Annotated in this window: 33 protein-coding genes and 1 pseudogene; 15 read left to right on the forward strand and 19 right to left on the reverse strand. The window is 59.4% G+C overall.

What is annotated here, in order from left to right; genetic code table 11:
* The first annotated feature begins 24 nt into the window (after positions 1-24).
* Positions 25-426 (forward strand): type II toxin-antitoxin system HicB family antitoxin, encoded by a 402-nt coding sequence (locus tag V9T28_RS09155; RefSeq protein ID WP_116398682.1) that lies wholly within the window; start codon positions 25-27, stop codon positions 424-426.
* A 14-nt stretch (positions 427-440) separates the two neighbouring features.
* Here the strand turns inward: V9T28_RS09155 and V9T28_RS09160 are convergent, their stop codons facing one another.
* The 8 genes from V9T28_RS09160 to V9T28_RS09195 form a co-directional block, all read right to left on the reverse strand.
* The gene (locus tag V9T28_RS09160; protein WP_199499923.1) at positions 441-1,058 is read right to left on the reverse strand and encodes an MT-A70 family methyltransferase; all 618 of its coding nucleotides are present in this window, start codon (positions 1,056-1,058) and stop codon (positions 441-443) included.
* Complete coding sequence (locus tag V9T28_RS09165) at positions 1,055-1,345, reverse strand: hypothetical protein (protein WP_116398684.1); 291 nt, start codon at positions 1,343-1,345, stop codon at positions 1,055-1,057. The genes V9T28_RS09160 and V9T28_RS09165 overlap by 4 nt, the downstream gene beginning before the upstream one ends.
* The gene (locus tag V9T28_RS09170) at positions 1,342-2,487 is read right to left on the reverse strand and encodes a DUF7146 domain-containing protein (RefSeq protein WP_116398685.1); all 1,146 of its coding nucleotides are present in this window, start codon (positions 2,485-2,487) and stop codon (positions 1,342-1,344) included. The genes V9T28_RS09165 and V9T28_RS09170 overlap by 4 nt, the downstream gene beginning before the upstream one ends.
* A complete protein-coding gene (locus tag V9T28_RS09175; RefSeq protein ID WP_158554676.1) occupies positions 2,477-2,635 on the reverse strand; it encodes a hypothetical protein in 159 nt (52 codons plus the stop codon). The genes V9T28_RS09170 and V9T28_RS09175 overlap by 11 nt, the downstream gene beginning before the upstream one ends.
* A complete protein-coding gene (locus tag V9T28_RS09180) occupies positions 2,632-2,880 on the reverse strand; it encodes a hypothetical protein (protein WP_116398686.1) in 249 nt (82 codons plus the stop codon). The genes V9T28_RS09175 and V9T28_RS09180 overlap by 4 nt, the downstream gene beginning before the upstream one ends.
* Positions 2,865-3,101 carry a hypothetical protein gene (locus V9T28_RS09185; RefSeq protein WP_116398687.1) on the reverse strand — a complete coding sequence of 79 codons (237 nt, stop codon included), beginning with the start codon at positions 3,099-3,101 and terminating at the stop codon, positions 2,865-2,867. The genes V9T28_RS09180 and V9T28_RS09185 overlap by 16 nt, the downstream gene beginning before the upstream one ends.
* Positions 3,092-3,502: a hypothetical protein gene (locus V9T28_RS09190; RefSeq protein ID WP_147306367.1), complete on the reverse strand. Its 411-nt coding sequence runs from the start codon at positions 3,500-3,502 to the stop codon at positions 3,092-3,094. Before V9T28_RS09190 ends, V9T28_RS09185 begins: the two co-directional genes overlap by 10 nt.
* A gap of 130 nt (positions 3,503-3,632) precedes the next feature.
* Positions 3,633-3,821, reverse strand: coding sequence for a hypothetical protein (locus V9T28_RS09195; RefSeq protein ID WP_116398689.1), 189 nt, complete (start codon positions 3,819-3,821; stop codon positions 3,633-3,635).
* Positions 3,822-3,834: 13 nt separating this feature from the next.
* Between V9T28_RS09195 and V9T28_RS09200 the strand changes: the two genes are divergently transcribed.
* Positions 3,835-4,143, forward strand: coding sequence for a hypothetical protein (locus V9T28_RS09200; RefSeq protein WP_116398690.1), 309 nt, complete (start codon positions 3,835-3,837; stop codon positions 4,141-4,143).
* 5 nt (positions 4,144-4,148) lie between these two features.
* On the opposite strand, the gene V9T28_RS09205 is transcribed toward V9T28_RS09200, so the two are convergent.
* Positions 4,149-4,439: a hypothetical protein gene (locus tag V9T28_RS09205; RefSeq protein ID WP_116398691.1), complete on the reverse strand. Its 291-nt coding sequence runs from the start codon at positions 4,437-4,439 to the stop codon at positions 4,149-4,151.
* A 1-nt stretch (position 4,440) separates the two neighbouring features.
* Between V9T28_RS09205 and V9T28_RS09210 the strand changes: the two genes are divergently transcribed.
* Both V9T28_RS09210 and V9T28_RS09215 read left to right on the forward strand, forming a co-directional pair.
* Positions 4,441-5,244, forward strand: coding sequence for a S24 family peptidase (locus V9T28_RS09210; RefSeq protein WP_116398692.1), 804 nt, complete (start codon positions 4,441-4,443; stop codon positions 5,242-5,244).
* Positions 5,245-5,292: 48 nt separating this feature from the next.
* Positions 5,293-5,619, forward strand: coding sequence for a hypothetical protein (locus V9T28_RS09215; RefSeq protein ID WP_116398693.1), 327 nt, complete (start codon positions 5,293-5,295; stop codon positions 5,617-5,619).
* Between the two features lie 94 nt (positions 5,620-5,713).
* On the opposite strand, the gene V9T28_RS09220 is transcribed toward V9T28_RS09215, so the two are convergent.
* Positions 5,714-6,421, reverse strand: a complete 708-nt coding sequence (locus V9T28_RS09220; protein ID WP_116398694.1) for a (p)ppGpp synthetase — start codon at positions 6,419-6,421, stop codon at positions 5,714-5,716.
* Positions 6,418-7,521, reverse strand: coding sequence for a ParA family protein (locus tag V9T28_RS09225; RefSeq protein WP_116398695.1), 1,104 nt, complete (start codon positions 7,519-7,521; stop codon positions 6,418-6,420). Before V9T28_RS09225 ends, V9T28_RS09220 begins: the two co-directional genes overlap by 4 nt.
* Before the next feature lie 277 nt (positions 7,522-7,798).
* On the opposite strand from V9T28_RS09225, the gene V9T28_RS09230 reads away from it, so the two are divergent.
* The 6 genes from V9T28_RS09230 (at position 7,799) to V9T28_RS09255 (ending at position 10,220) form a co-directional block, all read left to right on the forward strand.
* The gene (locus V9T28_RS09230; RefSeq protein ID WP_116398696.1) at positions 7,799-8,122 is read left to right on the forward strand and encodes a hypothetical protein; all 324 of its coding nucleotides are present in this window, start codon (positions 7,799-7,801) and stop codon (positions 8,120-8,122) included.
* Position 8,123: 1 nt separating this feature from the next.
* The gene (locus V9T28_RS09235) at positions 8,124-8,441 is read left to right on the forward strand and encodes a hypothetical protein (protein ID WP_116398697.1); all 318 of its coding nucleotides are present in this window, start codon (positions 8,124-8,126) and stop codon (positions 8,439-8,441) included.
* Positions 8,438-8,722, forward strand: coding sequence for a hypothetical protein (locus V9T28_RS09240; RefSeq protein WP_158554677.1), 285 nt, complete (start codon positions 8,438-8,440; stop codon positions 8,720-8,722). The genes V9T28_RS09235 and V9T28_RS09240 overlap by 4 nt, the downstream gene beginning before the upstream one ends.
* Positions 8,719-9,366, forward strand: coding sequence for a hypothetical protein (locus V9T28_RS09245; protein ID WP_116398699.1), 648 nt, complete (start codon positions 8,719-8,721; stop codon positions 9,364-9,366). The genes V9T28_RS09240 and V9T28_RS09245 overlap by 4 nt, the downstream gene beginning before the upstream one ends.
* 220 nt (positions 9,367-9,586) lie before the next feature.
* Positions 9,587-9,868: a hypothetical protein gene (locus V9T28_RS09250; RefSeq protein WP_116398700.1), complete on the forward strand. Its 282-nt coding sequence runs from the start codon at positions 9,587-9,589 to the stop codon at positions 9,866-9,868.
* Between the two features lie 91 nt (positions 9,869-9,959).
* Complete coding sequence (locus tag V9T28_RS09255) at positions 9,960-10,220, forward strand: pyocin activator PrtN family protein (RefSeq protein WP_116398701.1); 261 nt, start codon at positions 9,960-9,962, stop codon at positions 10,218-10,220.
* An 88-nt stretch (positions 10,221-10,308) separates the two neighbouring features.
* Here V9T28_RS09255 and V9T28_RS09260 read toward each other — a convergent pair whose 3' ends face one another.
* Positions 10,309-13,731, reverse strand: coding sequence for a HEAT repeat domain-containing protein (locus tag V9T28_RS09260; RefSeq protein ID WP_158554678.1), 3,423 nt, complete (start codon positions 13,729-13,731; stop codon positions 10,309-10,311).
* Positions 13,732-14,253: 522 nt separating this feature from the next.
* Here V9T28_RS09260 and V9T28_RS09265 point away from each other — a divergent pair.
* A complete protein-coding gene (locus V9T28_RS09265) occupies positions 14,254-15,234 on the forward strand; it encodes a Kelch repeat-containing protein (RefSeq protein ID WP_199499925.1) in 981 nt (326 codons plus the stop codon).
* Positions 15,235-15,978: 744 nt separating this feature from the next.
* Here the strand turns inward: V9T28_RS09265 and V9T28_RS09270 are convergent.
* The 4 genes and pseudogenes from V9T28_RS09270 to V9T28_RS09285 all read right to left on the reverse strand — a co-directional run.
* Positions 15,979-16,221, reverse strand: a complete 243-nt coding sequence (locus V9T28_RS09270) for a hypothetical protein (protein WP_116398703.1) — start codon at positions 16,219-16,221, stop codon at positions 15,979-15,981.
* A complete protein-coding gene (locus V9T28_RS09275; RefSeq protein WP_158554679.1) occupies positions 16,208-16,759 on the reverse strand; it encodes an RNA polymerase sigma factor in 552 nt (183 codons plus the stop codon). Before V9T28_RS09275 ends, V9T28_RS09270 begins: the two co-directional genes overlap by 14 nt.
* Positions 16,759-16,977: a YgaP family membrane protein gene (locus tag V9T28_RS09280; RefSeq protein WP_116398705.1), complete on the reverse strand. Its 219-nt coding sequence runs from the start codon at positions 16,975-16,977 to the stop codon at positions 16,759-16,761. Before V9T28_RS09280 ends, V9T28_RS09275 begins: the two co-directional genes overlap by 1 nt.
* 280 nt (positions 16,978-17,257) lie before the next feature.
* A pseudogene (locus V9T28_RS09285) lies at positions 17,258-18,034 on the reverse strand (sensor histidine kinase); the annotation flags it as partial.
* 620 nt (positions 18,035-18,654) lie between these two features.
* On the opposite strand from V9T28_RS09285, the gene V9T28_RS09290 reads away from it, so the two are divergent.
* Both V9T28_RS09290 and V9T28_RS09295 read left to right on the forward strand, forming a co-directional pair.
* Positions 18,655-19,401 (forward strand): MBL fold metallo-hydrolase, encoded by a 747-nt coding sequence (locus V9T28_RS09290; RefSeq protein WP_116398707.1) that lies wholly within the window; start codon positions 18,655-18,657, stop codon positions 19,399-19,401.
* A 2-nt stretch (positions 19,402-19,403) separates the two neighbouring features.
* Entirely contained in the window at positions 19,404-20,033 is a 630-nt protein-coding gene (locus tag V9T28_RS09295) for a uracil-DNA glycosylase family protein (protein WP_116398708.1), read from the forward strand.
* A 15-nt stretch (positions 20,034-20,048) separates the two neighbouring features.
* Here V9T28_RS09295 and V9T28_RS09300 read toward each other — a convergent pair whose 3' ends face one another.
* Both V9T28_RS09300 and V9T28_RS09305 read right to left on the reverse strand, forming a co-directional pair.
* Positions 20,049-20,771 (reverse strand): alpha/beta fold hydrolase, encoded by a 723-nt coding sequence (locus tag V9T28_RS09300; protein WP_445242165.1) that lies wholly within the window; start codon positions 20,769-20,771, stop codon positions 20,049-20,051.
* 245 nt (positions 20,772-21,016) lie between these two features.
* Positions 21,017-21,826: a DUF899 domain-containing protein gene (locus V9T28_RS09305; protein ID WP_116398710.1), complete on the reverse strand. Its 810-nt coding sequence runs from the start codon at positions 21,824-21,826 to the stop codon at positions 21,017-21,019.
* A 688-nt stretch (positions 21,827-22,514) separates the two neighbouring features.
* Here V9T28_RS09305 and V9T28_RS09310 point away from each other — a divergent pair.
* Complete coding sequence (locus tag V9T28_RS09310) at positions 22,515-23,147, forward strand: DUF1326 domain-containing protein (RefSeq protein WP_116398712.1); 633 nt, start codon at positions 22,515-22,517, stop codon at positions 23,145-23,147.
* A gap of 13 nt (positions 23,148-23,160) precedes the next feature.
* Complete coding sequence (locus V9T28_RS09315; protein WP_116398713.1) at positions 23,161-23,979, forward strand: DUF2182 domain-containing protein; 819 nt, start codon at positions 23,161-23,163, stop codon at positions 23,977-23,979.
* A gap of 381 nt (positions 23,980-24,360) precedes the next feature.
* On the opposite strand, the gene V9T28_RS09320 is transcribed toward V9T28_RS09315, so the two are convergent.
* Complete coding sequence (locus V9T28_RS09320; protein ID WP_116398714.1) at positions 24,361-24,927, reverse strand: hypothetical protein; 567 nt, start codon at positions 24,925-24,927, stop codon at positions 24,361-24,363.
* Positions 24,928-24,970: the final 43 nt, after the last annotated feature.

The following is a 24,970-nucleotide window of genomic DNA, read 5'->3' on the forward strand; positions in this document are numbered from 1 at the left end:
CAATTTCTCAAGGAGGAGAGTGACATGGCAAAGTTTTACGCATTGGTTCACGGCAAAAAGGGCGCCTATGGCGTGTCCTATCCCGACTTTCCCGGCTTCGCCTCGGGCGGCGCCACCATCGAAGAGGCTATGGCGCGCAGCCAGGAGGGCCTCGCGGTGCATATGGCGGCAATGATCGAAGACGGCGATAAAGTGCCGATCCCGCGCGATTACGAGGCCTTGCAGGCCGATCCAGCCTTTAAGGAAGATTTCCACGATTCCATCGCCCTTGCTTTGGTCGATGTCGAGCCACCCGCCAAGGCCGCACGCATCAGTGTCACGATCGACGAGGGCCTGCTCGCGCGCATCGACCTCCGCGCCAAGGAAATCGGCGAGTCCCGCAGCGGCTTTCTTGCCGCCGCCGCGCGCGCGCGCCTGTCGGGTTGAGGCGACGAAAGGCATCAGGCGACCACCTCATGGGCATCGCCGAATTTGTCGACCTGATTGCCCCAAACGTCCCACCCGGGCCGACGGGTCCGCGCGAACAGTTCGAGCCGTGGGACGTCGCCGGTAAGATTGACGATGCTTTCGGCGATCACGTCCGGTTTGCGCGAATGCTCGCGCAGCGGCGAGAACACCACCTGCGCCTCGCCTTGGCTGACACGCGCGTAGCCCTTCCCGCGCGTCGCTAGCCAGCACTGCTCCATGCCCGATCTTGTGTGGTAGCCGAGCCCCTTCCGCACGTCCGCGCCGTCATAGAACAACCGGTCTTGGCCGCCTTTAATTTTGAGCCAGCAATAGGCGACGGTCTTGAATTCGAAGCCCCACGCTTCGATGACGCGCAGCGCCTGCGGCAGCATGGGCTGAACAACCCAAATGAACAGGGCCGCGTCAGGTGCCGCGATGTCCCGCACAGGCAGATTGCAAATGTCGTTGAGACTCATGCAGCCGTAGTGCTGCACAGCGCCTCGGTCCTCGCCGCGATGCGACCACGAGTGGAACTGCCACGGCGGATCGGCGTACATAATTCGGTATGGCCCGGACGTCAGGTGCTTGAACGGAGAAGGCCCATCACTCACGCTCGCCCTCCGGTCTCTGTCATCAGCATCCGCGTGTGCATCTCGTCATCGGCCCGCGCGAGAATGGCGTCGCGCACCTGGCGCGGCGTCGCGAAACTGCTGCGCAGATTTCCGGCGACGCTCACGAAATAATCGGCGGCGATCGCCATCGCTTCGAGGATCGGGATGTTCAGCGCATTCGCCCGCAGCGCAACGTGAAAGCACACCTGGCTCACATTGCCGTCGAGATAAGCCATGAATTGCGCCCGCGCGCTCTCGGCCGTGCTGACTTGTACGTCAGTGGTCATCCCATCGCCTCCATCAAAAGATCGCTGAAATCCTTGCCGTCGGGCGCCATGGCGATGTACCCGCGCTTGCCCTGGCTCTCGAAACTCTCGCGCGCCTTGTCGAGATGCGCCCGGGTCTTAACCGGATCGGAATCGCCGTCGCCGAGCAGGACTACATCGCGCACCGAGGGCGGCGCGGTGACATGAGCAAGATTGCCGAGCGAGATGCCCGACCAGAACGCGGCATTGGCCACGATGGCCGACCCGGAAGCGATCAGGGCTGCATAGACCGAAAGCACGGTTTCGATCCCTTCACCGAGAAACAGGAATTCCGGCCCGGCACGATCGCCGGGAAAGTCGCCGCACCGCGCGCCGCGCACAAGCCGAATAGCTCCGCCATGCTGCACGCCAAGCACTTTCTTTGTCGGCAGCGCGTCGCAACATTCGCTGGGCCGGATGTAAGGGCGGCCGTTCTTCGTCTCCAACTCCGGATGAATCCACGTCCGATGCACGCCGATGAAGCGCCCCCGCGCGTCCTGGATCTGCGCCAGCATGACGGGACCCCGCCAAACGACCCGATCGTTGAAGCGATAATCGAGCGTGCCGATCTGCCGCAGGTTTTCGATACCCCAAGGGGCCGGCGTCGGCAGTACGATCTTGCGATGGGCGAGATAGGCGTGCACGAGCGGCTTCTCGTCGGACCCTTCTGCCCAGACACGACGCGCGAGCCGAACACGCGCCGCGTCCGCCCGCTGCTGTTGCTCTTCCCGCCGCGCTGCATGCGCCACACGCGCCAGTTTCAGCCTTTCCTGCTCCGCCGCATGGGCTTTGCGCTCATTCTCGGTCCAGGTCGATCCGCGCGGGCTCTGTCCGGCGAGAAATTCGACGGCCTTGAGAAAGTCGACGCCCTGCACGGCGCTCACAAGCCCGATTGCATCGGCACCTTTGATGCCGCAGCCACGGCAATGAAACACGCCGGCCTTACCGCCCTTGAGCACGATCGAGAACCGGTCGCGGCCTCCACACCCTGGGCAAGGGCAGGGCCCGCAAACCTCCACGCCCGGCCGCCCGAGCGGCTTGAACCCAAGCCGCTCCGCCGCCGCGATCGTTGTCACCGCGCGGGCCGTTTCGATCCAGGCCTCGTGAACCGGGTCATTCCGCATGCCGAAGCCACAGCAGCCCGAAGGCTGCGCTGCAGCCGGTTAGAATCTGGCACCAATGGACGAAGCCGAACGCGCAGATCACCAGCACGTGGAACGCGGCGAGCAAGGTCAGCACCCAAAAACCGGGCCAATTGATCGCGACGGTCATTGCCGCATTTCCTCCTTGATCCGCGCCGCCAGAGCCGCGCCCCAAAATTCGTCCGCGCCCGTCCGGCCGAGCGCCGCCTGCAATCGTCTCTCGCTCAAGGCGAGCAACCGACAGATCCGCCACAGCGGCAGGCCCTTCGCCCGCATGCGCCGCGCGGTACGCACCCAGCCGCGCCGCCGCACCCGCACCACCATCACCCGCATGTGCGTGTGGTTTGCGCGCCGGATGATCAGCGTTTCGGCCACGGCCCACCCTGGGACCGCGGGCGTCCCGCCCGCATGCGCTCTTCGATTTGCGCTGCCAGCCACGCGTGTCGCTGCCCCGCGCGCTGTGCCGCCTCGGCGCGGGCGGTGAGATGCTCGCTGGGCCCCACCAGCAACCGCGCCCAAAGGGCGAGTCCCTTGGCGCAGGCGCGATGCCAGATCACGGCGAAGCCGGGCCAGCCCGCAGCATCGATCAGGCCCATGCGCCCTCCCGCAACGCTTCCTGTTGCCGGTTCAGCGCAACCAGACGCCGCTGCAAGGCAAGGTGTTCCACCGCGAGCGACGCCGCATCGATCCAGCCCGGCGGCTCCGGCATCACGGCTTTGAGAAAATCCGGCCCCCACAGGCCGATCATGGCGAAGATCGCGCCGGCCGAAGGCTTGGCCGCGCCGGTCAGCCAGTTCTCGACGGTGCGCACCGGCACGTCGAGCGCCTGCGCCGCGTGCTTCGCGGTGTTGGCCGGAAAGGTCTGGCGCAGCCAGTCCACCAACTTTGGTGGGTCAAACCACCAAACTTGGTGGTGATTGTACGTATCTTTGCGCATCGCGATCCCCGATGGTTGATCCATCGGGGCGGTCGCGGCGGCGGGAACCAAAGCGCTCACCGAAAGCACTCCTCAACGAAGCCGCGACTGTGTTGGCGCATGGAAGCGGCGGAAAGGCTGGAATGAAGGGGACGAAGGAAGAGAGACTGGAACGGGCGAGGGCGGTGCTGCGCGACAAGCTCGCGCAGCTTCACGCCGCGCGGAGCAATGCGGCGAGACCGGCGGCAGTCTCGGCCGAGAGCGTCGCCTCGAGCACGCGCTTGCTCCCACCCGATACAACGACGTATCGTGCTCCATCCGGCAATTCGACGACCTGAAATCCCTCGATAAAAGTGGTCCAGCGCATCACAGAATTGCCGGACGGGATCATCACGTCCATAGGAGGGTAATCCTTGTCCTCGTTTACTGGATCCGACATCGTCAAAGCGCTTGAACAATTGAACATTTGGAAAAGCCTCGTCACCCTTCCAAAGCGCGTTGCGGCACTCGAAGCGAGGCTCGCCGCCCTGGAAAAGGGGCAAACCGAAGCGAGCGGACCGGCGCCCGATGCGTGCCCCTATTGCGACGCCACTATGGTGTTGACAGCCGAACGCAACCATCCGGTCTTCGGTGCCATGGGTAGGAAGGTTCACATGTTTCACTGCGACAATTGCGGCAAGGACGTGAATCGCGATTGGAGTCCGAAGGAAGGGTATCTCTAACATCGTCACGCCGCCTCGGCCGCGCGCGTGGCGCTTGCGCTATTCACGTCAAGGGAACCATCGGGGGCAGGGCGCTCGATCCCGTCCGGCCAGTCCAGATCCCCGGGCCAATGGGTCGAGAACCAAACGACGACGCGGTCGTAGGTTTGGACCGTGAAGCCCTTTCCATCATCGAGCCGCTGAAAGAACCGGGCATCCTTGCGGATGGTCTTGCCGAGCGTGGTCATCTTTAGCCCGGTTTTTTCGCCGTAGGCCGTTGCGAGGATTTGCAAGTGGGAGGTGAGCCGGTTGGACATCATGGGTGGCCAACATAGGCGGAAAAATACAACTCATCAAGTGGAAAAATACAAATCGCGTTACGGCCGATTCTGTAGGAAAAAAACACCTATGAACAACGTGCTGAAAACCTTCATAAACGCCCGGCTGAGGGCCCTCGATACCAACGTCTTCGAAGCGGAGCGGCGCGGCGGCCTCAAGAAGGGGTTTCTCAACGACATCCTCATCGACCGCAAGGAATCCTTCGGCGCGAAATATTACGGCAAAGTAGCGACGGCCCTCGAATCGGATGTGAGCACGGTTGCGCGAATGGCGTCATCGGACGCTGGACCGAAAGCGTCCGAGCGCCCGCGGCGGGAGACAACGCTGATACCGGAATACGACATCCGCGCCGGCGCATCGTTCGGCGGTGGTGCTGTTGCTGAAGTCGAGAACGGCTACGACGACAACGGCTCTCATATAGAGCAACCGCCGATCCGCGCCGAATGGTCGATTCCGGACTATTATTTAGCAGCGACCGGCATGCGCGCGCGGCGGACGCACATATTGGCGGTCGACGGGCCCAGCATGTTGCCGGATCTTGCTCCAGACGATAGAATCCTGATCGACCTCGATGACACGAATCCAGGTCGCGACGGCATTTTCGCCATATGGGACGGCCATTCCGAATCGGTCATCGTAAAGAACGTGCAACTGGTGCGCGGGGCAGAACGGCCCACGATTCGATGCATTTCGTCCAATAAGACCTATGAGCCTTTCGACCTCGAATTGGGCGACAATACGAAGATCATCGGGCGCGTGAAGCGACGTATCACAGCCGTGTGAAACACTCCTGACCGCGGGACGCTTAAGCGGAAACTGCTCTCCTGGCTGATGACATTTGCAAGCCCGACACCCGCGCTTGCGGCGTCTGAACAGGCGCGCGAAAGTCTTGTGGGATATTACGTTTCAGCGATGGCTCTGGAGAACAAATGCCAGCAATGGCACCTCAATTGCACCGTGGCGCTCATGCTTTTGGACAAGGCCGGTTTTAGAGAAGTCGCTTTCCTGCCGGGGCAAGAAAGCCATGATTTATTCACGGCGAAAGTCTCGGCTGTGCGAAAGTTCGTTGATCCGATGGATCAGCAACATGCTTTTGACGTTGCCAAATCGATGTTCGGTCCTCGGGCAACAGGAATTAAGGAATGGATGCTGCAATGAAATAGGGCCATAGAGATCAAGTGGTTGCACATTCCCCAAATACAACGTCCGCTACGAGCATGTAATCCGGGGCTGATCTTGTTGGTAATGCTCTTTAGGCGAAGTTTGAATCGTTGTCGGGCCGCTGCGTTTCCCCAGCTTGATGAACGCGGTTTAATGAGTCGAGAAGACGGCTGCCAGCACCGACAATCTTAGACAGCACTTTGATTTGCTCCTTGCACGCCAAATTTTCCGACGGCACCGGATAATTTATTTTGTGGTCTACTTCACCCCAGATCTCCTCGAACAGGGTTCTCACCTGCAACTCACAGCAGATTAGGGAGTCTGGTCTGGGGCGGATTAAATAGTGAACGCTGGTGTAGCTCGTGGGTTTCTGGCTTACTTCGAGGTCAAACTTACGGAAGAATTCCGCTGCCTCCGGGTCCCACGTGTAGACTTTGGCCTGCTCAGCGAGAACCCAGTCGCCTCCATCTATACGGTTTCGGACGACCCGATCGATATCGGCAAAATGTTCCTGAAATAAATGTATGATCCGAACGCCAGCGAGGTCAGTCACTTCAGTAAAGAGATTTTCGGCATTAATCTCTCTTCCGCCGCTTATCTTCCGCGCGATCTTTTCCCGCAGGTGCTCGCGATCTTTGATTCGGCTCTTGCAGGAGTGAACGATTTCCGCGCCAGGTCTCACGAGATCTGGGTGCTCCCCTATGAATTGGGCGACCCCGTGCATAAAAGTTTTAAGCTCATGGCGGATGCCATCGAACTTACGCAGCAGTCCTTCGTGCTCCCGGTGCTCCTTATTCATAGCAGGGCAAGCCTTCCAACGAAATCTGTCGCGAATTTTTCGTAGTCCCCCTTTGTGTCGCGATACCTGCGCTGGTTGCCAGCGATCGTGCTCCTGTCTTCGGGGTCGAGGATCCCGCAGTCGGGCAATTCCCACATGGGCATGTGGTATTTCTGAGACATGCTAGGAAAGGTATTGTGGCTGTGAATTATCGCGTTGTCGCCGATCGAGTGTTCAAGGAGCCCTTGCAAAGGTAATCTGTTCTGCTTGTCTATGGAGTTCGCGATAGTTTCTGGAATTTGCTTGGCGTAATTGTGGTGGGCTTTAGCTAGATTGAGATTGTTCTCGTAATTGCTGTAGCGCTTGGCGTTATATATTGTGTATCCCATGAAGCGAACGAACTTTTCGGGAAAGTTCGACCGTTTCTGATCTGATAAAAAGTGAAATATGCTCTCGAATTGCTTCCGCCAGGTCCGAAGAGCATCTCCGATGTTTTTGATACCGTAGACCGAAAAAAGGTCTGGCGAGCAAGGAATCATGAAGCCGTCCGCAAGGGAAAGCAGGTGGCGGTTTAGCGCCCCGAGGCTGGGTGAAGTGTCGAGGATCACGATTTCGTAGCCATGGGTCTTGGCGTACTCGTGCGCTAATGTTCGAATGCGGGTCGCGGTGCGGATCGATAATGGATCACCTTGATAGATTCCGCTCCAGCGCTCGCCGATCTTCGCCTCGAATAGGTGGAGCGTAAGGCGTCCCGGTATGATGTGGACGTTGTCCTTTAGAATGGCGGGGGGAGGGAGCGTCTCAATCTCCGCCGTGCCATCTTCGGCGGGCTTGAGCGTGAAATGTATGCTTCGCGGTTTCTCCAACATTTGAGAGAAGCCGACTGCACCTGTTTCATCTCGAGCGTTTGCGAAGTCCTCGATGAAGTTGTCCTCGGCCGTCCAAATCTCGTGGATCGCTTCCATCTCCAGCGCAACGATCGTAAGGTTACATTGCGGGTCCAAGTCGATCAGCAACACCCTCTTTCCGAGTTCACCTAGCGCGTGGGCTAAGTGATATGTGAGCGTCGTTTTTCCGACTCCGCCTTTGTTATTGAAGACAGTTACTATCTTGGGAGTCATGCGAAGCTCTTCTTCATGTATTGTTCTATTGTTACCGTCGGACAATCGACTTGAAAAGATATCTCCATTTTTCCGACAGAGGTCGCTGGAACCTGGTCATTACAAACCCTCGATTCATTCCATGAGGTTAGCCATCTAAAAAGCTTCGATGTGTGGCGCAGATCACACATCTGAAAATTACCCGGCGGCCCCTGGGTTGTATAAATACAACTATTGGCCTTGACGGTTGTATTTTTACAAACTACTTTCCCTCTCATCCACCAGATGGGAGCGGATCATGTTGCAGCCTCTGGCCGGCCCGGCCACCACCGAACATCCTGAATTCAAGATCGTCGAGGGCGACCTCACGCGCTGGCCGGTCGGCCGCGCGGCGATGGAACACGCCTATTCCATCGAGACCCGCATGGCCGAGGATATCGCGGCCACGGTGGCGGCCCTGGGCGAGGACGCGAGCGTCCACGTCTACGACATGACCGGCCTCGGCTGGACCATGCCCCAAGTCCTCCACTTCGGCCGCGCCGCCACCCGCCGTTATCGCGAGCAGCGAGCAGCTGAGGCCGGTATGCAGGCCGTGGCCGAGGCGCTCGGGGAGGCGGCCTAACATGGCCCGCTTCTGGATCACCACGACCCAGCGCAACCGCGGCATGCCGGTCTGTTTCAAGTTCGACACGGACGAAGCGGACACGATTGTAGACTTCGCGGGAGGGGGCACGCGGCCCGCCTTCATCCTCGGCGCCCGCATCGATTGGAACGAGGGCCACATGGTCCGCCGCCCGATGGCCCTGGCCTTGAGCCAGATCGTCTCGATCGAACCGACACACGTGCGTGCGCCTAAAGCCGTTGTGGCGGCGGATGCGCCGCAGCCGGACAACTTCGTCGTTACCCCATTCCAACGACTTGACGCGGAGGCGGCCTCTTGAGCCGCCGCGCCGACCCCGCCGCCGACCTCACGCCGCCCATGCGCAAGGCGCTGGAAGCGGCGCGGGTCGGCGGCATGCTGGCTCTCGCGGGCGGCCACTACGCCACCGCCGCCAATGTGCGCGACCAGATCGCCGTCAACACGATCCACACGTTGTGCATTCGCGGCCTGATGAAACGACAGGGCCGCACCGCCAGTCTCACCCCACGCGGCCGGGATGTCGCCGGGATTCTGCACCGCCGCGCGGAAAGGCTGCGCGCTCACCTCAAGGACTCCGCATGACCTGGAAACAATCCTTCAGCGGCAACGCCATCGAACTCCACCAGCCCCGCGTCGAGCAGGTGCATTTCTCGGAACTCGTCGAGGAAATGGCCGGCGTCTACCGCTGGGCCGGCTCGGCCATGCCGCATATCTCGGTGGCCTTCCACACGATCATCGCGGTCGAATGCGCACCGCGCGCCGCGCAGGAATGCGGCGTGCCGGACTCCGACCTGCCGTTGCTCATCGCCCAGATCCTGCTGCATGACGCGCACGAAACCCGCCTCGGCGAAATCCCGTCACCCGCGCTCTGGGCGCTCGACGCCATCGCCGGCGAGCTGCACGACTTGCCCGACATGGCGAGCCGCCTGATCGGCGAGTTCAAACGCCGGCACGACATCGTCATCTACCAGGCCGCCGGAGTGCCGCTGCCGATTGGCGCGCTCGCCCGCGCCGTGAAACGTGCCGATGCAATCGCCCTGATGACCGAGCGCCGCGACTACCTGGGAAAGAGCAAAAAGCCCTGGGGCGCAGAGCTGGAAGCGATTCAGCCGCTCAAGCGCAAACTCAAATACCTCGGCCCCGCCGACGCGGCGATCAAGCTGAAACAGCTCTTCAACACCTATCTGCCGGCGCTCAACCGGCAACAGCCCATCGCAGCGGCGTAAGGCCCGCCGCTGCTTTCGCAGGCCGGGGCTCGCATCCTCCCCGGGTTCCGGCCTGCACATCCGCCAATGTCATGCCGGGCTTGACCCGGCATCCAGACCACGCCGCACCAGCAAAGACGCCCATGTCTGATCTCTCCGTAGCCTTGACCGGCGCCATGGCGAAGGCCGCGCAGGACATCGCCGCCTGGGCCCAGGCCGAATATCTCGAAAGACGCGACCTATGAGGCTCCCCGACGATTTCGCTGACATCGCCGTGCGCAAGCAGCCGGACCTCTGCACCGGCCTGCACATGGAGATCCACCGGTGCCAGACCCGGTTGCAATTCGTCACGGTGCTCGCCGCGATGATCTGCACGTTCACCGTCCTGGTCGCGATGGCCGCCCTGCGCAGCGAGCGCGCTTGTTTCGAAGCGGCCCAGCGCCTCGGCCACGAGGCCCGCTGGGGCCCCACCACCGCTTGCGAATTCCGCATCGGGGGAATCTGGACGAGGGCAACACAATGAGCGGCAGCGTCAGCGAGGTCATCCTCATCGGTAATGTCAGGCGCCTGCTCGACGACCACGAGCACAACGATTTACCACGCAGAGCCGTCGCATGAACACCGCCTTTCTGCTCATGGCCCAATACAACGGCCAGGTGATCATCCCGGTCGAGATCGTTTGCCGCGACTATTTCCGGCACCTGACGGTCGAGAAGTTCCTGCGCAAGGTCATGTCCGGCGAGATCAGCCTGCCGATCGTGCGCATCGAGACCAGCCAGAAAAGTGCCCGGGGCATCCACCTGCAGGACCTCGCGGCGTGGCTCGACGTCCGCCACGCAGCGGCGCTGAAGGAGTGCGACCAGCTACGCGCCTGAGGGGTGCCTTTGGGACTGCTTTTGTTCGGGACTTCGCGCTGGTTATTCTCGCCCACCTGTGAGCACCCTATAGGAATCATCAAGTCCGCTACAGGTCATCCCTTGCAGTGTTACGTTTCTTCGCGCGGAGCCGCTTTTCGAGCCGCTTAATGAATTCATCGCTTGTAGAATGGTCCCCCGAATTCGCCGCAGCTAGGTTCAATTGATCTCGGACCTTCTTGGCGTGCTCAGGATCCCAGCTCTCGGCGATCCGAAGAAAGGCGCCATGGAAGCGAGCATCACCAGCATATTGTGTCCAGAAATCCGGATCATCGGCGAAAGCCGCTGCGATAAAGAAATCCCATACTCGATCATGCCGGAACAGCAGCCTGTTTTCGATACCCTGAGCGCTTTGCAATGCCCGGGAAACCAGCAATCGCTGGGCTAGGAGAAACGGCGCCTCTGCAACGAATTCATCAGGATTCAACCAGTTGCGATCTTCGCTGCGCATTTTAACAGCGTGCCGACCGAAGGCCCGAAGGGGAAACGGGATTTTTGCAACCTCTTGGTAGTTCTGTGTAGCGAGCCGGAACGCCTCGTCGATTAGCATAGTAGCTGAAGGCTTAATACCCCGCGCGACCAGTTCGGCGGCAAAGGTAAGGTCGAACGGGTTGGACAATATCAACATCGATGCTTCGCGCTCGATTTGGGAAGGCGCGTTGTCGAGCGCGCGCGAAACAAACGCTTGCGCTGCCACTTTGAAGTCTTGCCCGTGACAAGGCTGGTTTGAATCAGATCCGACCGGGCGAGACTCTATGAAGTCCGTGGCCTCCGCCCGATTAAGGGGCAATAGTTCAAGCGTGCGCGCATTTGGCGGCGGTCGCCACTCGATCGGCTGCGTGGCGACGATGACATCGCCCTTTGACATCTCCCGCGCAAAGGCGCCGATTTTTTCGCGTGTGTCTGCCGAGACCTCGTTCAGGCCGTCCACGATTACAAAAAGCGAACGCGTGTGAACGAGACCACGGATGAAGCCTGTTTCTTGCACATTTTGAATAATATGGCAGATAGCCGCATCAACGCCGTCGGCGCAGTCACGCGCATGAAGAAACGCGACCGGCCGGCTCGTTTGCGCAGCCATTGTTCTTAACAGACTGGTTTTACCCAGCCCAGAATCCGCTTGAAGTACGACAACGCCTCGCAACTTTGTCAGCATAGGCGCAATGGCCAGAGGCTCTCCACCGCCAAAGCGGCCGCGACCGTCAGCGAAATAGCCGAGTTTGGATAGATCACCGAGGCGAGCCTGAGCGACAAGGTCGTCGCGAAACGGTGCGAGCAGGCGCCGCTTCAGTGGCGGAAAGATCAACAAAAGAAGCGGGATGAACCAGAGACTCATCATCGCCCGGACCCGCGGGTTCCAAAAGAAGATTGCCTGTATGGTTCGCGACCACGGATAGGCGATGAGGAATGCGAGCCAAAACAGCGTCCAAAGTCCAAACGACCGCGTTGCCCAGAGTCCAATTGGAGCTTGGTCTTCGCCTTTGAGCTCCTCTTCAAGGGCCGTCGCGTGAGGCGAATGGACCTCCTTGAGATGGGTTAGAAGTTGTTCGACCGTTGCTCGCTGCTCTGGCGTCCAGCACTGACGAAACGGTCCCTTGGTCGGCAGGTCGCGGAACCAGCCCACCATAGCCCGGGAAAAATCTGCAGGGTTGCGCATTTGGCGTCGAGACTGACACGCCGCCTGGATCACGGTCATCGCCGAGTTTTCGACCTCCACGCGAGCGCCGGTTTCCTTGGACAAAGCTACCCAATTCTCGGTCAGCAACTTAAGAACCTTATGGGCCTGTAAAGGATTGTCTTCGACTGAACCCACCGGCAGGGCGGCCGGACGCCCCACCCAAGCAAGTAACAACTCGCTGCCCTCGTTTTTGGCGTCCGATCCTGTGACAACGTGCGCCGCGGCCCGTAGCCGACCGACCGCTTCGTCATCGCGACCATCGATGAGTCGGACTGCGGTGACCGCCGTACCTATGCCTCCAGGTCCAAGATTTGCGATTGCCAGCCTAACATTCGAGGCTTCGTCGAAGGAGTACCCAAGAAGCGGCATCAACTTATCAAGCACGGGGCCTTCCTGCTCGCCGGTAGCAAGCTTGCCCAGCGCCTGGACCGCTGCGTCTCGAGTGAACGTATCGATGTCGTCAAGCAAAGGCAGAAATCCATCGACAAGGAGGCCAACACGCTCCGTAGGCGCCAACTCGCCCATTGCTCGCACCATCTCGGGTCTTGCGTCCGATAAATCGTTGCGCAGCATCAGCTTATCGAGCTTATCAAACACGCGGCGAGCACGCTCCCCGGTCGCCAATCGGCCGAGCGCCTGCACTACCGGGGTTCTTAAAAAGAGTTCTGGCCCGTCAAGGAGGGGGATCAGCCTATCGACCACTTTGTCCGCGCGCTCGCCTGTTGCTAACTGGCCGAGGACTTGGATCGATGTGGCTCTTACCAAGGGGTCTGACGCATCTAGGAGTGGCAGCACCTTGTCAACAACGGAATCCGCGCGCTCGCCTGTTGCCAACTGGCCGAGGATTCGTTCCGCCCCGACTCTCTCGGCCGTACCTGGTCTCTGAAGGGCCTCTAGCAGTTTGTCGATCGCCGAAATATCTGGATTCCGCGTCGCGATGTCGATAATGGCTTTCTCTGCCTGCCGGCTCACCCACGGCTCTGAAGCACCAGCGAGCGGCAACAGCCTGTCAATAACTCGGTCTGCATTCTGTTGCGTTGCAATCTGACCGACCGCCACAGCTGCCGCCGCCTGCACGTTAGTAGAAGAAAAGTCGAGCAGTGGGAGGACGTTGTTTAGCACCGGCTCTGCTTGTTTTCCGGTCGCAAGCCTTCCAAGTGCTTGCCCAGCTGCATTCTGCACTCCTGGGTCTGAATCGAGAAGTAACGGAAGCAGTCGCTCAATCACTCGTCCCGCCTGTTCCCCGGTCGCAAGAGTGCCAAGTCCCTGGACCACTGCCTCCTTTTCTTCGATATCGTGACTTGTATCGAGTATCCGCAGAAACTGCTCAACAACCTCGCCAGCGCGCGGTCCGTTCGCAAGCCTACTAAGGTTACGCACGGCGGCAGTCCGAAGCTTAGTAAAAGTAAGGGGGCTCGCGAGCAGGGGAATGAGTTTGTCGGTTACAGAGTTGGCACGGTCCCCGATCGCGAGCCCACCAAGCGCGTCAGCTGCGGCAATTTTCTGATTGATGTGCGGTCCGGCGAGCAACGGCAGTAGCTTGTCGACTACAGGGCCGGCCCGCTCCCCAGTGGCAATCTCAGTCAATACCACGGATGCGCGCTCTGGGATTAGCGGTCTCTCGTCGCTAAGGAGCGCTAACATCTTGTCGATCAGAGGCGCTACATGTTCGGATGGAACAAACCTCGCAAGACCGGTCAATTCGGGGCTTTGTAGCGTGGCCTCCACCGACGCCGGATCGGCGATTGCCGCTTCAAAGCCGCTTACCATCCAGCTCGGCGGCGCGCGATTCATGTGTACCTGCGCTAGCGCTGGTAGCGATACCATAAGGGCCGCAAACAGTATGGCGCTGCGCACCGGAACTCCATGAGCCTTGCCGCCGCGAACCGCACCCTCGCAACCTAATCTGAGGTTGCCGTTGCCCACACGGCTCACTTCATTGGCCACACCATTGTTGCCTCAATACCTTCAATTGATCAATTCGAAAGACTCGCACCCGTGCTCAGGAAAAATTTACAACATCCTTACGACACTGTGAGATGGCCTAAAGGTGTCTGGCAATAAAAGCGCCATTACAACCATTGATGAATATGGCCAGAGTCGAGACCAACATAGTCTAAAAGCGCTTGAGCCGTAGCCTCGCTACGAACGATCAGGTGCGCTTGATCACTCTCGCTGATTTCACAACAGCGTCATGCCGCGAGCGTGCCGCCGAGCCGAAGTGAGTCACCACAATACATCGAACCTGCCGCCCAAGTCTGATACGGTATGAAATCTGGCGCAAGGTAAAGCGCCGACTACCTGAGGGAGGCCAGGATGGCCCGGCTGTTTTGGACGCAGAAGCAAGACATTGGCCCTTCGGCGCGGGGCGACTCCGGCATGGCGTACGACTCGGCAGCGGCGCGAATGGTGCTGTTTGGCGGTCGGGGGCTCGCCTCAGAAGGACTCAACGATACTTGGGAGTGGGACGGGGAGGACTGGACCCAGGTAGAAGATATAGGTCCGCCACGCCGAAGCGGTCATGGGATGGCATACGACAGCACACGAAGGCGAACGGTTCTTTTTGGCGGAGCTACGTCATCTGGCCCTTTCGCGGACACGTGGGAATGGGACGGCGAAAGCTGGACCCAAGTCGCAGATACGGGTCCCAGCGCTCGGAGTGGGCACGCTATGACCTTCGACAGTGCTCGGAAGCGCGTGATTTTGGTGGGCGGGCATGGAGGTTCCACTGCCTTGGGCGATACTTGGTCATGGGACGGCAGCGAATGGACCCAGGAGGAGGACGCGGGTTTGCCACCACGCGCTGCCCATAGAATCGTGTACGACACAATACGCAATCGCATTGTCCTGTTCGGCGGCAGCTCGTTCTCCAGCGCAAAACAGTGGGTCGACACATCGGATTGGCTGCACCCCTTCAGCGGCTACTACACAACAGTGATGGTCACGACTCCATTGGCCGACACATGGGAGTTTGATGGGACACGCTGGACTCATGTGGCGGACACCGGACCGGCGGCTCGCTTTTTGTCTGGATTCGCATACGATGGCGCAGAGGCCGTGCTGTTTGGCGGAATAACGTCCGGTGACACCGACGGTGCGACATGGTCGTGGAACGGCAAGTTCTGGACGCAGCGTCAGGACATGGGCCCAGGAGGCCGTGCGGCCATGGCAATGGCCTATGACGCGGGTCGCAAAGTAGTGGTTCTATTTGGCGGTTGGACTGCGGGCGGCCAAACGATTTTTGGAGACACGTGGGAACTGTCTCAACGTGATGTCGCGCCAGCCGGCGGCGGATGACACTCCGCGGACGTCTACGACAAAAAGCTCCCCAATCTCTGGCGACAGGCAGGTGGGTGCTGGCTGAAGCTAAGGAATCTAAGCTTGGAACGGACTCAACGCATATAGTTGCGAAATGGATCCCCAGGCCGCCGTATCCGCGCCTGGCAATCTTGCCTAGCCCAGCTAGCAAACGGCAATGCTGATTGACTCGTTGTTGGCTCTCAACCTTGCAAAAACCTGTTCAGCTATTTCTCTTTCGGTCAGGCCTGGAAGGGTCTCGACAACCGCTACGATGCGCAGACGAATAGGGTTAGACATCCGCGCCCCCTTTCGGACGCGCCCAACATACCACGGAAATGCACTTTAAAGATCGTTTCCGCTTCGAGGAATTTCGCGGCTTGGACACGTAAAGATTTACAACATTTTACAACACGCCGGACGACCAGATCATTAATTAATTGAAACCGCTTCGCTATTTCTGTGCATCCGTCCAATCCATCATGGGCGCTACGGAAAGGCGCAGGTCTTCGGGCGATAGCATCAGGATTTGGCGCTCGTGCATGAAAATTCACGAGCTAAATAGCGTTTTAGGCCGGAATATGAAACCCCTGAGCGGCATTTACGGCATGGCGCGAAAACCTGTGCAGAGCCCATTGCAAAAGGCTTGAGATTTCAGCCCGCAGCCGGGCGCGGAAAACATAGGACTTTCGCGAAAACTGATTGCTCGAGGAACCAAGGTCGGCTCCTTGTCGTCGCTTCAATTCATCGATCCTCATTCGCCTTAGGCAGAGCATCATGACGCGCCAATATCTTCATGGCTATTGTCTCGATCAGACCTGTCGTCCAGCAGATTGGACAACCTCTTAGCATCCATATTGCCAGCGGCAGCAGCGCAACAGATGCCCACGGATGGGATGCCATAATGCTGAGTGCGAGGCCCAGCGCAGCAAAGCCAATGATTCCTCTACCGATGTGCTCCATAAGCGTTTTACTACCGAATGCCATTGGCAATCCCTTGCGCTAAAGGGCCCACGTCGGCAAAGTCCTCACGCACCATCATTCGAGCTCGGTGCAGGCGAGCCCTGGCGGCCGCCTCACCGATCCCCAACGTGTGAGATACCTCTCCGGCGCTGTGCCCAAGGAAGTCGAAGAGCAGAAGAGCTTCTCGATAATGCGGCGGAAGCGAAGCAATGGCGGAGATCACAATCATCCGCGTCTCCGGGTTTTGCGTCGCGTCGACGTGGTGTCCGTCGAATTCGGCGTGAGCCAGCCGCATCGAGACTTTATTCAGATTAAGGCAAAGCCTCTTGACGATCTGGAACGCCCACCCGGCGAACGACGAAAGGCTGCGCAGCGACCCGAGCCGCTGATTGATGATCCAAAGCGCGTCCTGCACCGCATCCTCGACATCCTGGGATTGGCAATGTCGCCGTGCATAGCGGCTAAGATCGGGTCGAACCACAGCGAGAAGGCGTTCAAGGGCTAAAACATCCCCCTCGATAGCTTTCCCTAGCAGCCAGTCATCAACCCTGTGAATGGCCATCAGCTTGGTCTTCCGGCTGATTTCACTAGGCGCCGACCGGCCATGGCACATGCCGGGCAAAATCCGAAGAAGGCTGTAAGAACGGCGCTGGCCGCCATGATGCCAAAAAAGATTCCGACAGGCGTCATACCAAGCCGCCAAGCACAAAATGCCATGAAAAGACTAGCGATGAGCCGAACGGCACGCTCCCAACCAGGAAGATTTTTACGGTATATCATGTGATGTCCCTCTATCGTGACAAGATAAAGAGGGACCGATGAGGCAAAACCGTTCGCGACCTAAGAGAAAAAAAGCTTTAATGAAACATTTCGCAAATCTCCTGATTAAAGCGACACTTCTTCGTCCGACTTTTGCAATGGGCTTAGCGTATGGGATCTCCGTGTGCCGCAAATGCGCCCTTTAGCGCGCAAGACGGAATGGCTCATCGCTAGTTGACAGCCGCCGCAGCCGCCGAGGAATAAATTATCGCTGCCACTTGGTGCGTCTCGCATCTAGCCCTTATTCGCCCGTCACAATCCGCGCCGCCGGCAGCACCACAATCGCTTCCGTTCCCACTTGCACTTGCGATTTCAGGCTGAAGCTGCCGCCGTGCAACTCGGTCAGGCCTTTCACGATCGGCAGGCCGAGGCCCGAGCCTTCGACGGCGCTTTTCTCGGCCAGCGAGCCGCGGCCGAAGGAGGAGAGTACGAGCGGGATTTCCTCGGCTGGAATGCCGGGCCCCGTATCCTTGACCGAGATATATTGACCGCCCGTCGCGGTCCAACCGATCTTGATCTGCACCGAGCCGCCGGGCGGCGTGAATTTGACCGCGTTGTTCAAGAGATTGAGCACGACCTGCCGCATGGCGCGCTCGTCCGCCCAGAGGTTGGGCAGGCTCGGTTCGAATTTCGCCTCGATCGTCAGATTGCGGCTTTTGGCCCGCAAGGTCAGAAGGCGGAGACAATCCTCGGCGATCGTCACGAGAGAAACGGCTTCCTCGCGCAATTCGTGCCGCCCGGCTTCGATCCGCGACAGGTCGACGATCTCGTTGATCAGTTCCAAGAGATGCGTGCCGCTGGAATGGATGTCGTTGGCATAGTCCTTATAGGCGGGAACATGATGCGGGCCGAAAATCTCGCTCCGCAAGACTTCGGAAAAGCCCAGGATCACGTTGAGCGGCGTGCGCAATTCATGGCTCATCGCCGCGAGAAAGCGGGATTTGGCGAGGCTTGCTTCTTCGGCGCGCCAGCGCGCCTCGTCGGATTGCGCTTTCGCCCGTTCAAGCTCGGCGATCAGGCGCGCCTGATCGGCCAGACGTGTCTCTTCGGCTGCGCGGTTGCGGTGAAGCAGGATGAACAGGCCGCACAAAATGCTGATGCCGCCCGCGACCGCCAGCCAACCCCAGACGGCCGGTAGGGCGATCCAGTTGGAAAGGCCGAACGCCACGCCAAGGATCAGGACGGCAATAAGGAAAAAGATCAAGAGGGAGGAGCCAAAACGCCGTCCCTTTTGACCGCGTGGGAAGGGGACGGTCATTTCGCCAAAAGCCGAACTCATGATGCGCTACCCGATCATTCTGTGCACGCGACAGGGCGACCATGGCAGGAAAGGGTTAACGGGGACGATACGGCGGCAAAGCGCCGCACAAATTACACCGGAATGTGTGATTTCGCACAGTGCGGCGTTCATGAATTGATTATGTATAGCCGATTGTGTGGTTGGATTGCTTAAATGAAGAAAATCGATGAACGCGCCGACGGTGCGTGCTGGCGGATGACGTCATCGCACGCATTGGCCGAGCGCAGGGAACGCCATTGGGGGTAGGGACTGACATGATTTCACAATGTTGGATTCCAAGAATCGCCCCATTTTCGATCCAAACCGCTTCGACCCCAATTGATAACGAGATATAGAGTATGAAACTGACTATCGTCGGCTGCGGCGACGCTTTCAACACCAATGCGCGTGGGCACACGTGCTTCAAATTGGAAACGCCCCGTGCCAATGCCATTATCGATTTTGGCGGCTCGGCAATGCTGAGCTGGCAGAAACTGAATCTTTCCACGAATGACATCGACATAGTGGTCATCAGCCACCTGCACGGCGACCATTTCGGCGGCCTGCCGTTTCTTCTGCTTGAATGCCATTTTGCTTCGCAGCGCACCAAGCCGCTGGTTCTCGCCGGCCCGCCGGGATTTGGCGATCGGCTAAAGCTTCTGATGGATGCGCTGTATGCCGGCCATATGAACATGAACTGGAATTTTCCTTTGAAAATCCATGAGTTTGAGGTTGGTGTTCAAACTAAATTGTGCGGTCTCGACATCGTGACCACCGAAGTCCGGCACGGCTCCGGCGCACCGGCGATGGCCATCCGGATCGCCGATGGCGAGCGCGTTTTTGCCTTTTCCGGCGACACCGGCTGGACCGATAAATTGTTGCAAGTCGCCGACGGCGCCGATCTCTTCCTGGTGGAATGTGGTTCGGCCCCCGGCCGGCCGGTCGACACGCATATCGATTGGCCGACGCTGCGCCAGAAGGCGCCGCATTTGCGCGCCAAGCATAAGATCGTCACCCATCTGACGCGCGGCTCCGAAGTGTTGTTGCCCGAGATGAAAGCGACCGGTTTCACCGTCGCCCAAGATGGCCTCGTCCTCACGGTGTAACCATGCGCAAGTCGTCCGAACTCACCGCCCTCGAGGCTGAGATCGGCCGGTGCCGAGTCTGCGTCGAGCATCCTGCCGGGCGCCCCTTGCCCCACGAACCTCGTCCGGTCGTGCGCCTGTCGGCGACGGCGCGGATCGTTTTGGCCGGGCAGGCGCCGGGAACGCGGGTTCATGCCAGCGGCATGCCCTATACCGATCCGTCGGGAGACCGCCTGCGCGCCTGGATGGGCGTGTCCGCGGAAGAATTTTACGATGTTTCCCGTATCGCCATTGTACCGATGGGATTCTGCTTTCCTGGCCTCGATGCGAAGGGTGGGGATCTGCCACCCCGGCGCGAATGCCGCCGGACTTGGCATGACCGGACTTTTGCGCTGATGCCGCAGGTGCGGCTTGTCGTGGCCATCGGCCTCTATGCGCAGGATTATCATTTGCCGCGCCTCGGCTGGGCCGATTGGAAGACCAAATCGCTGACCGAGACGGTCGCAGCTTTCGCCGCGTTTCAGGACGCACCTGTGCCGGTTATTCCATTGCCGCACCCTTCCTGGCGCAACAATGCCTGGATCAAGAAAAATCCGTGGTTCGAGCGCGATCTTCTGCCGGTGCTGCGCAGCGAGGTGCGGGCCTTGTTATAGGCCCCGTCGGCCGTGTCACTGAGTCTTTGTTGTATTTTCTGCGACAGCGTGGGCCGCCGTTTCGATGACGCCGGCGACGAGATCGGGCTGAGAGATGTAGACCAAGTGGCTGCCTTTGATCTCGGTTATCTTGGCGCCTGAGCGTTTGTACATCCAGCGTGCAAGCATGGGGTTGAGCGCACGGTCTGCCGTGGCAACGATCCCGTAGCTGGGCTTGTCGTGCCAAGCGGCAACCGAAACCGGCGCGTCGAATGCGGCCGCTGCCACCGGCATCTGCGCGTTGGCCATGTAGGCTGCTTGGGCCGGCGGCAGGTCGGTCGCGACGTCGGCCGCGAATTTGGAGGGGTCGACGAAGAGGAAGCCATCCTTGGTCGGCTTTATGTCGCTGGCCGGTATGTCCCCCGGTATCGACGCGGCGAGTTGGTTTGTCGTCTCGCCCACGTCAGGCTGCAATGCCGCGACATAGACCAGCGCCCGAACTTTCGGATCAGCGCCGGCGACCGTGATGATGGTGCCGCCGTAACTATGGCCGACAAGTATGATCGGTCCGTCTTGCTGGTCGATGACACGCTTCGTGGCCGCAACGTCGTCGGATAGCCCCGTAAGAGGTTCCTGCACGACGCTCACACGGTATCCGTCTTTTTTCAGGATGTCATAGACGCCGCGCCATCCCGAACCATCAGTGTTCGCGCCATGTACCAGAACGATGTTTTTCACAGCGTCAATCTCGGCAGCCATCGCTTTTAAAGCTGGGCTGGCCGCGATCGCGATCGACGCCAGCGCGACGCAAACTCGGGGCAGCACAAAAGCTGACACGCGATTCCTCAAAATTGCCTTTGCCATGATCGCTTCGCCTCTCGATTTCAATTGCGCTCAAGTGAGATCAAACCCCTTCAGGCACCAGGCCTCGATCAGGACTGCGCTAGTGGCGAACAGGCTGGATATGGCGACGAAGCTTCGCTGCGAGGCGGGCATGTGTCGTCCTACGCCACCTTCGCGGCTTCCGCCCCATACTTGTCGTGATGACGCCACCAGAAGCCGTGTTCGTTGCGCCCGAGCGGTGCGCGGTCGAGCCATTGGTAGGCGCCCCACAGGCCGTCGAGGCCACGCGCATAGGTCGAGTAGGTGTGATAGACCACGCCGTCGTCCAGCGCGAAGGCGCTCATGCCCGGGAGATCGCGCAAAAACGTCGCTGGATCGGTGCCCGCCTGCTTGGAGACCTGGGCGACGGGATTTTCGCCGTCGCTGCGTGTGCGCTCCTGCACCTGCTTGCTCTCCACCACTTGCGCGGAAGCCGGCGCCTTGCGGTAGTTGTATTCGATGCCCGCGCTTTGCTGTTCCGGCGTGAACATGACGCTGAAATCGGTATTGAAATCACTGCCGAACGACGACGCCCAGGAGAACGTCCAGCCCATGCGACGTTTGAAGGCCTGCAACTTCGCCAGCGGTGCACGCGACACGGCCGCAAGCGACACGTCGTGATTCTCCAGATGCACCGCAAACCCGTTGAAGCCATCCGCGATGGCCGCGCAGGACGGGCAGCCTGCGCTGTAGTCCGGCCCGAACATGAAGTGATAGACCAGCAATTGCGAGCGTCCGCGGAACAGGTGCGCGAGCGTAGCCGTGCCTGTATCGGTGTCGAAACGGTAATCCTTGTCGAGGCGAACCCAGGGCAGCCGCTGCCGCTGCTGCGCGAGTTCGTCGCTGCGCCGGGTCAGTTCTTTTTCCGCGGCGAGCAGATCGATCCGAGCCTTGAGCCATTGTTGCCGGGTTCCGGTGGTGTGCATAGTCATGGCGATGTCCTCGCTGCTTTTGGTGGTGCGTTACATTAGGCGCGTCTCCACCGCGGGCGGGAGTGACAAATCTGACGGGATTCCGATGGACTCGCTGATCACCATTGCAGCGCGGACCTCATTACAAGCGCCGCACTCTGGGCCTCGGCGGTCGGGGATCGATTCCGACTGTGCCGACTTCGCCTGTCGCGAAATTCCCGACTAATGTCAGAATTCTGTGCCTGACTCTTGCGGCTAGGGTATGTCGCGCCCGCCGCCGCGGAAAAATAGTATTCTATGTTCGTTCGCCAGCTTGACCATTCTCGCAGCTTGGGGCCGGCAGGGCTTTGTAGAGGCGTCACTTGCCCTCGATCAGCCGGCGCGCATCTTCGCACCGCGGGTTTGTGGGCCGTTTTACGAATTGCCGCAGGACGGACTGACACTGCTTTCAGCCAAGCAGGTAGCGTTCGTCTCCCGCTACACCGTGAGAGCGGCGGGCCAAAGATTATGGATGCCGGCAGCACTCTTTATAGCCCAATCTCCATGTTTGTTGATCTGAACTCGTTGCCCTGGCCCAAGCACAGACAGCATCCGATGGACAGCATAGCTGCCAAGGCGTATGATGGCTGGTCGGGTCAAATTCGCATTCACAATTCAACGGACATCAGGCCCAAAGCCTCTGTCGGCCATCCATATCAAGGGGGGGACGATGACGTATGTCGATTGGTCCATCCGCGGACCGGAAATTGCGAACTGCAATTGCAGTTTTGGCTGCCCCTGTCAGTTCAACGCTTTGCCGACCAACGGCGATTGCCGAGCGATGACGGCCGTGAGAATCGACGAAGGTCATTTTGGAGACGTCGATCTCGGCGGCTTGGCCTTCTGCGGCATGTTCGCCTGGCCGAAAGCGATTCACGAGGGCAACGGCGAGGCATTCGTCGTCATCAGCGATCACGCCAACGAGGCGCAGCGGAATGCCCTGTTGACGATTCTCACCGGGCAGGAAACCGTCCCCGGCGCGACGATCTTCAACGTTTTTGCGCCAACTTTCGCCAAGATGCACGAGCCCGTCTTCGCCAAGATCGAGTTCGACCTTGATCTCGACAAGCGCATCGGCAGCGTGCGCGTTGCGGACGTGATCGACACTGCGATAGAGCCCATTCGCAATCCTGTGACGGCCGACGAACACCGGGTGCAGGTCGTGCTGCCCCACGGCTTCGAATATCGCATGGCGGAGTTCGCCAGCGGCAATACCCGCGCTAAAGGCCCCATCGCGCTTATGCTCGACAAATCCCATTCGCATTTGGCCATGTTGCATTTGACGACGAACGGCGTCGCCTAGAGGCCGGCAACCAATGTCTGATGCAATGCTCGAACGCGCGCTCGCCCGCGACCGCTGGATTGTCGGCGGTTGCGTTGCCCTCGCGGCTGCCGTCGCCTGGGCATGGCTGTGGCGACAAAGCCTCGAAATGACTGGCAATTCAATGGCGGCGTCGAGCATGCCCGACATGGACATGGGTGGCGCGATGATGGTCTCGACCTCCGACGCCGGCCCCTATCTCATAAGCGCTTTCATCATGTGGTTCCTGATGATGATCGCCATGATGCTGCCTGCAGCAGCACCAATGATTCTGCTTTACGGTGGTCTAGCGCGAAATGCGCGCGCCAAGGGAGCCACGTTCGCGCCAACCTTTGTTTTTGCGGGTCTTTACCTCGCAGTATGGGCTGGCTTTTCCGGGCTCGCCGCCATCACCCAGTGGCTGCTGGTGCGATCCGGCGTGGTTTCGCAAATGACACTCTCGCTTGGCGACCAGCGTATCGCCGGCACCTTGCTGATGGCCGCGGGTCTCTATCAATTGACGCCGCTGAAGCGCTATTGTTTGGAAAGCTGCCGCTCTCCACTGTCCTTTTTGATGCGCCTATGGGCGCCCGGCTGGCGGGGCGCCATCCGCCTCGGACTGGCACACGGGATGTATTGTCTGGGCTGCTGCGCGCTTTTGATGTCACTCCTTTTCGCTTTCGGCGTCATGAATTTGAGCTGGGTTGCTGCGCTCGCGCTATTTGTCGTGGTCGAAAAGATCCTCCCACTCGGCGTGCGCTTTGGCTATGGCATGGGCATTGCTGCAGCGATTTCCGGTGCAGCTATGGTCGTGGGCATCGGCATTTCAAGGTGAGCTTTTCAGCGCTGCGGCGACTAAATTTGGCAGTGCGACGGGCACTATAACCTTAACATGGCTCGTCTTGAAAAAGTGCTGTCATGATAAATTTAAATACCAGCCTACATCTGATCGTTACTTTGGCGTGCCCTAATGGGCGAAACCCGGCGCAACGCTGTCGCAAAGTCCGCTTTCGAAAGTGGACTTTTGCGCTTGATATTTGCGACACGAATTTCTGAACGATTTCAATTCAGCCCGATTCGAACAAAAGATCAGGAATTTCTCGACAGAAGCGCCGCATTCAAATGGAACCTCGGACCAGATCCACTACCGATATAGGCCTTCAAGCTGATTTCTACTTCAGGGCTCCGATTGATCTAACTCGTATTGTCGGCGCGCTCAGCTCGGCTGTTTCGTCTTGAGATATTCGTACATTTTGTTCGCCTCTTCAAAGCGGCGAAGCACTCGGTCGACGTCAAGCGGCCCCTCCATCAGAGTTTCTGCATCCCATTCGCTGCGATGAGCCGCAAAGAAGTCGCCGCCATAAACATGAATTGCGCCCGTCAGTCGCGGGATCGGATTTGTCACCGAATGGATAATGTTGTGGCCGAGCGGTTCTGCATCACCCACGCTCAACGCTCTCGCGCCTGCCGCTTCGACTCGGCGGCCGGGGATACGCCGCCAGAACACATTATCCTCGCGCCCGCTGTAGATTCCGATAACCGCCCACATGTGATGATCGTGCGGCATGACCGTCATCATTGGCGCCCAGATCACATTGAGGATCGTGAGATCTGGCCCACGGTAGAGCGTTTGAATTTCGGAGCGCCTTGGCTCGCCCAGTCCTTTGAGGACGCTGGCAGGATCAGCGACGGCACGGGCGACCACCTCACGCACCGACTTGTGGGACGAATCCGCGTTAAGCGCAGCCCGGCAGTCGGCGGTGAATTGCTCGACATCAAACATCTTTGGTCCCTCCAGTGTCGGAGTTGTCCCGGTGCTCGCCAGC

The organism is Methylovirgula sp. 4M-Z18, from assembly GCF_037890675.1.
In the GTDB taxonomy this organism is placed as follows: Bacteria; Pseudomonadota; Alphaproteobacteria; order Rhizobiales; family Beijerinckiaceae; genus 4M-Z18.

Bases quoted from the DNA above. Each gene is read 5' to 3' on its own strand.
- V9T28_RS09155 (WP_116398682.1), top strand. From the start codon at position 25: ATGGCAAAGTTTTACGCATTGGTTCACGGCAAAAAGGGCGCCTATGGC.
- V9T28_RS09165 (WP_116398684.1), bottom strand. From the start codon at position 1,345: ATGACCACTGACGTACAAGTCAGCACGGCCGAGAGCGCGCGGGCGCAA.
- V9T28_RS09170 (WP_116398685.1), bottom strand. From the start codon at position 2,487: ATGCGGAATGACCCGGTTCACGAGGCCTGGATCGAAACGGCCCGCGCG.
- V9T28_RS09175 (WP_158554676.1), bottom strand. From the start codon at position 2,635: ATGACCGTCGCGATCAATTGGCCCGGTTTTTGGGTGCTGACCTTGCTC.
- V9T28_RS09185 (WP_116398687.1), bottom strand. From the start codon at position 3,101: ATGGGCCTGATCGATGCTGCGGGCTGGCCCGGCTTCGCCGTGATCTGG.
- V9T28_RS09195 (WP_116398689.1), bottom strand. From the start codon at position 3,821: ATGGACGTGATGATCCCGTCCGGCAATTCTGTGATGCGCTGGACCACT.
- V9T28_RS09205 (WP_116398691.1), bottom strand. From the start codon at position 4,439: ATGTCCAACCGGCTCACCTCCCACTTGCAAATCCTCGCAACGGCCTAC.
- V9T28_RS09210 (WP_116398692.1), top strand. From the start codon at position 4,441: ATGGGTGGCCAACATAGGCGGAAAAATACAACTCATCAAGTGGAAAAA.
- V9T28_RS09215 (WP_116398693.1), top strand. From the start codon at position 5,293: ATGACATTTGCAAGCCCGACACCCGCGCTTGCGGCGTCTGAACAGGCG.
- V9T28_RS09220 (WP_116398694.1), bottom strand. From the start codon at position 6,421: ATGAATAAGGAGCACCGGGAGCACGAAGGACTGCTGCGTAAGTTCGAT.
- V9T28_RS09225 (WP_116398695.1), bottom strand. From the start codon at position 7,521: ATGACTCCCAAGATAGTAACTGTCTTCAATAACAAAGGCGGAGTCGGA.
- V9T28_RS09230 (WP_116398696.1), top strand. From the start codon at position 7,799: ATGTTGCAGCCTCTGGCCGGCCCGGCCACCACCGAACATCCTGAATTC.
- V9T28_RS09235 (WP_116398697.1), top strand. From the start codon at position 8,124: ATGGCCCGCTTCTGGATCACCACGACCCAGCGCAACCGCGGCATGCCG.
- V9T28_RS09245 (WP_116398699.1), top strand. From the start codon at position 8,719: ATGACCTGGAAACAATCCTTCAGCGGCAACGCCATCGAACTCCACCAG.
- V9T28_RS09250 (WP_116398700.1), top strand. From the start codon at position 9,587: ATGAGGCTCCCCGACGATTTCGCTGACATCGCCGTGCGCAAGCAGCCG.
- V9T28_RS09255 (WP_116398701.1), top strand. From the start codon at position 9,960: ATGAACACCGCCTTTCTGCTCATGGCCCAATACAACGGCCAGGTGATC.
- V9T28_RS09260 (WP_158554678.1), bottom strand. From the start codon at position 13,731: ATGAATCGCGCGCCGCCGAGCTGGATGGTAAGCGGCTTTGAAGCGGCA.
- V9T28_RS09265 (WP_199499925.1), top strand. From the start codon at position 14,254: ATGGCCCGGCTGTTTTGGACGCAGAAGCAAGACATTGGCCCTTCGGCG.
- V9T28_RS09270 (WP_116398703.1), bottom strand. From the start codon at position 16,221: ATGGCATTCGGTAGTAAAACGCTTATGGAGCACATCGGTAGAGGAATC.
- V9T28_RS09275 (WP_158554679.1), bottom strand. From the start codon at position 16,759: ATGGCCATTCACAGGGTTGATGACTGGCTGCTAGGGAAAGCTATCGAG.
- V9T28_RS09280 (WP_116398705.1), bottom strand. From the start codon at position 16,977: ATGATATACCGTAAAAATCTTCCTGGTTGGGAGCGTGCCGTTCGGCTC.
- V9T28_RS09290 (WP_116398707.1), top strand. From the start codon at position 18,655: ATGAAACTGACTATCGTCGGCTGCGGCGACGCTTTCAACACCAATGCG.
- V9T28_RS09295 (WP_116398708.1), top strand. From the start codon at position 19,404: ATGCGCAAGTCGTCCGAACTCACCGCCCTCGAGGCTGAGATCGGCCGG.
- V9T28_RS09300 (WP_445242165.1), bottom strand. From the start codon at position 20,771: ATGGCTGCCGAGATTGACGCTGTGAAAAACATCGTTCTGGTACATGGC.
- V9T28_RS09305 (WP_116398710.1), bottom strand. From the start codon at position 21,826: ATGACTATGCACACCACCGGAACCCGGCAACAATGGCTCAAGGCTCGG.
- V9T28_RS09310 (WP_116398712.1), top strand. From the start codon at position 22,515: ATGACGTATGTCGATTGGTCCATCCGCGGACCGGAAATTGCGAACTGC.
- V9T28_RS09315 (WP_116398713.1), top strand. From the start codon at position 23,161: ATGTCTGATGCAATGCTCGAACGCGCGCTCGCCCGCGACCGCTGGATT.
- V9T28_RS09320 (WP_116398714.1), bottom strand. From the start codon at position 24,927: ATGTTTGATGTCGAGCAATTCACCGCCGACTGCCGGGCTGCGCTTAAC.